Annotated in this window: 4 protein-coding genes, 1 tRNA gene and 1 pseudogene; all 6 read right to left on the bottom strand. The window is 60.7% G+C overall.

Going from position 1 to position 7,285, the window contains the following annotated elements; genetic code table 11:
• A pseudogene (nusA, locus tag DYST_RS23905) lies at positions 1 to 1,263 on the bottom strand (transcription termination factor NusA); the annotation flags it as partial.
• Positions 1,264 to 1,311: 48 nt separating this feature from the next.
• Positions 1,312 to 1,827 (bottom strand): ribosome maturation factor RimP, encoded by a 516-nt coding sequence (rimP, locus tag DYST_RS23900; RefSeq protein ID WP_102304163.1) that lies wholly within the window; start codon positions 1,825 to 1,827, stop codon positions 1,312 to 1,314.
• 222 nt (positions 1,828 to 2,049) lie between these two features.
• Positions 2,050 to 2,126, bottom strand: a tRNA-Met gene (locus DYST_RS23895).
• Positions 2,127 to 2,239: 113 nt separating this feature from the next.
• Positions 2,240 to 3,679, bottom strand: a complete 1,440-nt coding sequence (gene nuoN, locus DYST_RS23890) for an NADH-quinone oxidoreductase subunit NuoN (protein ID WP_102304164.1) — start codon at positions 3,677 to 3,679, stop codon at positions 2,240 to 2,242.
• 12 nt (positions 3,680 to 3,691) lie between these two features.
• A complete protein-coding gene (locus DYST_RS23885; protein ID WP_102304165.1) occupies positions 3,692 to 5,200 on the bottom strand; it encodes an NADH-quinone oxidoreductase subunit M in 1,509 nt (502 codons plus the stop codon).
• A gap of 13 nt (positions 5,201 to 5,213) precedes the next feature.
• A complete protein-coding gene (gene nuoL / locus DYST_RS23880; RefSeq protein WP_239949055.1) occupies positions 5,214 to 7,283 on the bottom strand; it encodes an NADH-quinone oxidoreductase subunit L in 2,070 nt (689 codons plus the stop codon).
• Between the last annotated feature and the right edge of the window lie 2 nt (positions 7,284 to 7,285).

Below are 7,285 nucleotides of genomic sequence, written 5' to 3'. Positions count from 1 at the left end.
TTCGGTCAGCAGCGCGTCGCGGGCGCGGGCGCGGAGCTCTTCCACAATGTCTTCGTCGAAGCCTTCCACGGCCAGCAGTTCAGCGCTGGGCACATAGGCGATTTCCTCGACGCTGGAGAAACCTTCCTGCACCAGGATGCTTGCGATCTCCTGGTCCACTTCCAGCTTGTCCATGAACAACTGGCGTGCCGATTCCTGCTCGGCCTCGCTCTTGGCGGCGACCTGGTCCTGCGTCATCACGTTGAGTTGCCAGCCGGTGAGCTTGCTGGCAAGGCGCACGTTCTGGCCACCGCGACCGATGGCCTGGGACAGCTTGTCCTCAGCCACAGCGATGTCCATGGAGTGCTTTTCCTCGTCCATGATGATGGACTGCACTTCTGCAGGCGCCATCGCGTTGATGACGTACTGGGCCTGGTTTTCATGCCACAGGATGATGTCCACGCGCTCGCCATTGAGCTCGTTGGACACGGCCTGCACGCGCGAACCGCGCATACCGATGCAGGCGCCGATGGGGTCGGTGCGTGAGTCATGCGCGACCACGGCGATCTTGGCGCGGTCACCCGGATCGCGGGCACAACCCTTGATCTCCACCAGGCCCTGACCGACTTCCGGCACTTCGAGCTTGAACAGCTCAATCATGAATTCCGGCGCGGCGCGGGACACGAACAGCTGCGGGCCGCGGGCTTCCGAGCGTACCTCGTAGAGGTAACCGCGGACGCGATCACCGACACGGGCCGACTCGCGCGGAATGGTTCGGTCGCGCGGAATGAAGGCTTCGGCGTTGCTGCCCAGGTCGAGGTAGACGTTGCCGCGCTCGACGCGCTTGACGATGCCGGTGACCAGCTCGCCCACGCGTTCGCGGAAGGCGTCCACCACCTGCATGCGCTCGGCTTCGCGAACGCGCTGCACGATCACCTGCTTGGCGGCCTGTGCGGCGATGCGGCCGAACTCGGCGTTTTCGACCTGTGCTTCGATGTACTCGCCGATCTCAGCGCCTTCGCGCTCGTCGACGGCATCCATCAGGCGGACCTGGTGGAACGGCGACTCCATCTCGCCGTCGTCGGCGATGATTTCCCAACGGCGGAAGGTCTCGTAATCGCCGCTGTGGCGGTCGATGACCACGCGAATATCCGGATCTTCGTCCGGATAGCGCTTCTTGGCCGCGGACGCGAGCGCCGCTTCCATAGCCTGGAAAATCACTTCACGCGGCACGCCTTTTTCATTGGCAACCGCGTCAACCACCAGCAAAAGCTCTTTGCTCATTGCAGCAACTCCGTAGACGCCATCGGCGCCCCATCGGTTTCGATTGATTTACTTCGTGGCCTTCTTGCCCGGCTTGCTTCCCGGCTTGGGCTGCGGCTGATAACCGAGCGCCATCCAATCCGGCACCACGCGCGCGCTTTCTACGGCGTCATGGTCGAACTCGAAGGTCTTGCCTTCTGCTTCCAGCGAAATTCGCTCGCCTTCCACCGATATGACCTTGCCGCGCAAGCGGCGGCGTCCTTCCAGGGGCGCCTTCAGCAAAATCTTTACGTCTGTACCCGCTACCTTGGCGAACTGAGCCGCCGTAAACAGCGGGCGATCAATGCCTGGCGAGGAAACTTCCAGCACATAGTGGCCAGGAATCGGATCTTCCACATCCAGCATGGCCGACAGCTCGCGACTTGCCGCTTCGCAGTCTTCCACGTTGATTTCGCGACCCTCGATGTCGAGGTAGACACGCAGGGTACTCTGCCCCTGCGACGGGGTGAACTCCACGCCAATACACTCCAGCCCGAGATCGACCAGAATTTCCGTGAAGCGTTGAGCCAGTGCCTGCGTATCCATGATTCGTCTACCGTTACCGATCGCCAGAAACAAAAAATGGGCTCAAGCGGCCCATTCCATGCTCTCAAATAAGAGCGTCTCGCCGATGTCCCGACCCATCCAGACTCTTTCGGGGCACCTGGGGCGCAGCCAGCATCTAAGCGGCTTGTGACGCACGTGCGACGCTTCCTTGCGCCCAACAAAAAAGCCTCACGAGGAGGCTTTCTTGTTCTAAGAAAGATCTGGTAGCGGGGGTAGGATTCGAACCTACGACCTTCGGGTTATGAGCCCGACGAGCTGCCAGACTGCTCCACCCCGCATCAGAGTCCGAAAATAATAGCGAGATGGCCGAATTCTTGCAAGCCTTTTCGCGAAAATAATTTCACATTCACTGACAAGACATCGTGACGACATGCAGTCGTCACGATGGTTTTCAACCGACAAAAACGCTCTGGCACCAGCCAAACAGCGGGCCCCAGACGATACCGAGCACCAGCAACGCCAGTACGTTCAACGACAGCACCAGGCGAACTGAAACGTCCTTCTGCAGGTGAATTTCAGTGCCCTCCACCGGCTTGTCGAAGTACATCACCTTGACGACGCGCAGGTAGTAGTAGAGGCCGATGATGGCGAACACGGCACCGACGATGGCCAACCACATGAAGCCGGCGTGGATTGCAGCCTGGAACACCAGCAGCTTGCCGAAGAAGCCGAACAGCGGCGGCACACCAGCCAGCGAGAACATCACCAGCATCATCAGGAACGCGGCCCACGGCGAACGCTGGTTGAGCCCCTTGAGATCGTCGATTTCTTCGCACTCGAAACCGGCACGGGCCAGGGCCAGGATCACGCCGAAAGCAGCGGCGCCGGTCAGCGCGTAGCTGATGGCGTAGAACAGCGCGGCGGCATAGCCCTCCGGACTGGCATTGACCAAGCCGACCAGCAGGTAACCCATGTGCGAGATGGTCGAGTAGGCCAGCAGTCGCTTCAGGTTGCTCTGCACCAGGGCGACGATGTTGCCGATCGCCAGCGACAGCACGGCCAAGCAGGCCAGCATGAGCTGCCAATGCTGGGACAGGTCACCCAGGCCCGAAGCCAATAGGCGATACGCCATACCGAACGCGGCCAGCTTCGGTGCGGAACCGATGAAAATGGTCACCGCCGTCGGCGAACCCTGGTACACGTCCGGAATCCACATGTGGAACGGCGCTGCACCCAGCTTGAAGCCGATACCCACGATCATGAAGATCAGGCCGAACACCAGCAGGTGCGGCATGTTGGTATGCGTGGCGGCTACGTGCAGATGGGCCAGATCCAGCGTCTGGGTAGCGCCGTACACCATCGACATGCCGTACAGCAGCATGCCCGAGGCCAGTGCACCCAGCACGAAGTACTTGATGGCTGCTTCCGAGGACAGGCGCGAATCACGATTCAATGCGACCAGCGCGTAGGACGAGAGCGTCAGCAGTTCCAGCCCCAGATACACCATGATCAGGTTGCCGGCCGACACCAGCAGCATGATGCCGATCACCGCGAAGATGGTCAGCGTGTAGAACTCGCCCACGAACAGCTTGCGATCCTGCAGGTAGGGCTTGGCGTAGACGAACACCAGCACCGTGCTCAGCAGCGCGAAGACCTTGAGGATCTCAGACACCCCGTCGCGGATGAACATGCCGCCGAAGGCGGTCACGGGCTGGCTCGGCTGACCGGCCACTACCAAGTACATGGCCACGAGCAGCACGGCGATGGACAACCAGTGCAGCATGGGGCGCTGCTCTGGCTTCATGAAGGCATCCAGTAGTAGCAGCAAGCACGCTGCCGCTACCAGATAGAACTCCGGCAACAGGATCAGAATGTCATTGAGATTCGGCATGATCGGTCCTGCTTAGATCTTGTGATTGCCAAGCTGCGTCACCAGCTGCGACACCGAAGCGTCCATCAGGTGGATCAGCGGCTGCGGCCAGATGCCCAAGGCCAACACGGCCGCGGCAAAGGCACCTAGAACGAACCACTCGCGGCCGTTGATGTCCTTCATCTCCGCCACGTGCGGGTTGGTGATGTCACCCCACAGCACACGCTTGACCATATACAGCGTGTAGGCCGCACCGATGATCAAGGTGAAGGCGGCGAAGAACGCGATCCACGGATTGGCCTGGAAGCTAGCCAGGATCACCTGGAACTCGCCCACGAAACCGCTGGTACCCGGCAGACCACTGTTAGCCATGGCGAACAGCACATAGAAGAAGCCGAACCAGGGCATCACGTTGATGACGCCACCGTAGTCCTTGATCTGGCGGGTGTGCAGGCGGTCGTACATCACGCCGATGCACGAGAACATCGCGCCGGACACGAAGCCGTGCGAAATCATCTGCACCATCGCACCCTGCATGCCCAGCTTGGCGGCATCGAGGTTGTTGGTGCCGCGCACCAACATGAAGGCGATGAAGATACCCAGCGTCACGAAGCCCATGTGAGCCACGGACGAGTACGCCACCAGCTTCTTCATGTCCTCCTGCACCAGCGCGATGTAGCCGATATAGACCACCGCGACCAGGCTCAGGCCGATCACCACCCAGGCGTACGCGTCAGCGGCGTCCGGCACGATGGGTAGCGAGAAGCGCAAGAAGCCATAGCCACCGATCTTCAGCATCACCGCGGCCAGCACCACCGAACCGCCGGTCGGCGCCTCCACGTGCGCATCCGGAAGCCAGGTATGCACCGGCACCATCGGCACCTTCACCGCGAAAGCGATAAGGAAGGCGAAGAACAGCCAGGTCTGCTCCTTCATCGACAGCGGCAGGTTCGCCAGCGCCGCCAGATCGAAGGTGTGTGCCTGCAGGTACAAGTAAATCAGGCCCACCAGCATGAAGATGGAGCCGAAGAACGTGTAGATGAAGAACTTCAGCGTGGCGTAAACGCGACGCGGACCGCCCCAGACACCGATGAGAATAAACATCGGGATCAGCATGGCCTCGAAGAACACGTAGAACAGCAACGCGTCGGTGGCGCAGAACACACCGATCATCAGGCCCTCGAGCACCAGCATGGCAGCCATGTACTGATGCGGGTTGGTCTGGATGACTTCCCAGGCGCCGACGATCACAAGGATGCCGACGAAGGTGGTCAGCAGGATCAGCGCCACGGAGATACCGTCGACACCGAGGCCATAGTTGACCCCGAGCGGAGCGATCCACACGTGATTTTCGAGCAACTGCTTCGCACCGTCTGCCGCATTGAAGTGCGACAGCAGGCAAAGGCTCGCCACGAAGGTTGCGATGGCCACCAGCAGCGAGATCCAGCGCGCCGCGTTGGGGCGACTGGAGCCGGCAAGCAGCACGGGGATGGCACCCAGAATGGGAAGCCAGATCAGCAGGCTGAGCAAATGATTGAACATGGAGCAGGTTCCCTTATTGCCCGACCAGCCAATACCCGCCGAGCAGCAGGATAAGGCCGAGGATCATCGCGAAGGCATAGTGATAGAGGTAACCGGACTGCAGGCGACGCACGCCACCCGCGATACGGTCCACAAGACTCGCCGAACCATTGATCAGCACACCGTCGATGATCGTGGCATCGCCACCCTTCCAGAGGGCACGACCCAGCGCCATGCCGCCGCGAGCAAAGACGATGTAGTACACCGCGTCGAACCAGTACTTGTGGTTGAGCACGTTGTAGATCGGCTTCAGCGCATTCTTGATGCGATCAGCCAAGGCCGGGTTGAACAGGTAGATGTAGGTCTGGATGGCGAAGGCCGCGAGCACCAGGAAGAACGGCAGCTGCGTGAAACCGTGCAGGCCTGCCGACATCCAATCGTGGAACTCCTTGCCCAGCTCGCCGAGCACGTTGTTCGCTTCGTTGACGTGGATGGCGGAACCGAACCACTCGCCAAAGAGCAGCGGCTTGACCGCCAACGCGCCAATGATGACCGACGGAATCGCCAGCAAGATCAGCGGCAGCGTCACCACCCACGGCGACTCCTTCGGCGTCTCGTGCATGATGCCCTGCTCGTGATGGCCATGGTCATCCTTGTGCGAGACGTGATGGTGGTCATCATGGTCGGCATGAGCATCGTGACCATGACCGTGGCCATGATCGCGCACCACCACGAAACGTTCTTTGCCGTGGAAGGTCAGGTACATCTGGCGGAAGGTGTACAGCGCGGTGACGAATGCACCGGCCATCACGCAGAAGTAGGCGTAGCTGGCACCAGCGCGATGCGACTCGCCCACCGCTTCGATGATCGCGTCCTTCGAGTAGAAGCCCGCAAAGAACGGCACGCCGCACAGCGCCAGCGAACCGATCCACATGGTGATCCAGGTGATCGGCATGTACTTGCGCAGACCGCCCATGTAGCGCATGTCCTGCTCATGGTGCATGGCGATGATGACCGAGCCCGCGCCCAGGAACAGCAGCGCCTTGAAGAACGCATGGGTCATCAGATGGAACACGGCGCCGGCATAAGCCGACACGCCCAGCGCCACCGTCATGTAGCCCAGCTGTGACAGCGTGGAGTACGCGACGACGCGCTTGATGTCGTTCTGCACGATGCCGATCAGGCCGGTGAACAGCGCACCAGTGGCACCGATGATCATCACGAAGCTGAGCGCGGTCTCCGAAAGCTCGAAGAACGGCGACATGCGCGCCACCATGAAGATGCCGGCGGTCACCATCGTCGCGGCGTGGATCAGCGCCGAAATCGGGGTCGGGCCTTCCATCGAATCCGGCAGCCACACATGCAACGGCACCTGAGCCGACTTACCCATCGCACCGATGAACAACAAGATGCAGATGACCGTGGCAGCGTCCCAATGCGTGTTCTGGGTGATCTGCAGGGTCTTGCCCACCAGAGTCGGCGCAGCGGCAAACGCAGTGGCGTAGTCCAGTGTGCCCAGGAAGTACAGCACGCCAGCGATGCCCAGCAGGAAGCCGAAGTCACCCACACGGTTGACCAGGAATGCCTTGAGGTTGGCGAAGATCGCCGTCGGGCGCTTGTACCAGAAGCCGATCAGCAGGTACGACACCAGACCCACCGCTTCCCAGCCGAAGAACAGCTGCATGAAGTTGTTGCTCATCACGAGCATCAACATCGAGAAGGTGAACAGCGAGATGTAGCTGAAGAAACGCTGGTAGCCCGGATCCTCGGCCATGTAGCCGATGGTGTAGATGTGCACCAGCAGCGACACGAAGGTCACCACCACCATCATCATGGCGGTGAGGCGATCGATCATGAAGCCGACGTGGGCGCTGTAGTTGCCGATGTCGAACCAGGTGTAGATGTTCTGGTTATAGACCGGCGCACCGCCCGCAGTGATCTGGTACAGCACGTAGAACGACAGGCCGCACGCAACCGCCACGCCAAGAATGGTTACGGTGTGCGATCCGGCTCGGCCGATGAAGCGGCCAAAGAAACCCGCCAGGACGCATCCGACGAGCGGTGCGAGGGCAATGGTCAGCAGAATGGAGGTAGAAAGTTCCACGG

Source organism: Dyella terrae (assembly GCF_022394535.1).
Lineage (GTDB): Bacteria > Pseudomonadota > Gammaproteobacteria > Xanthomonadales > Rhodanobacteraceae > Dyella.
This window is presented reverse-complemented; position numbering and strand designations above follow the sequence as displayed.

Coding starts and splice junctions, on each gene's coding strand:
- rimP (WP_102304163.1), bottom strand. CDS start 1,827: ATGGATACGCAGGCACTGGCTCAACGCTTCACGGAAATTCTGGTCGAT.
- nuoN (WP_102304164.1), bottom strand. CDS start 3,679: ATGCCGAATCTCAATGACATTCTGATCCTGTTGCCGGAGTTCTATCTG.
- DYST_RS23885 (WP_102304165.1), bottom strand. CDS start 5,200: ATGTTCAATCATTTGCTCAGCCTGCTGATCTGGCTTCCCATTCTGGGT.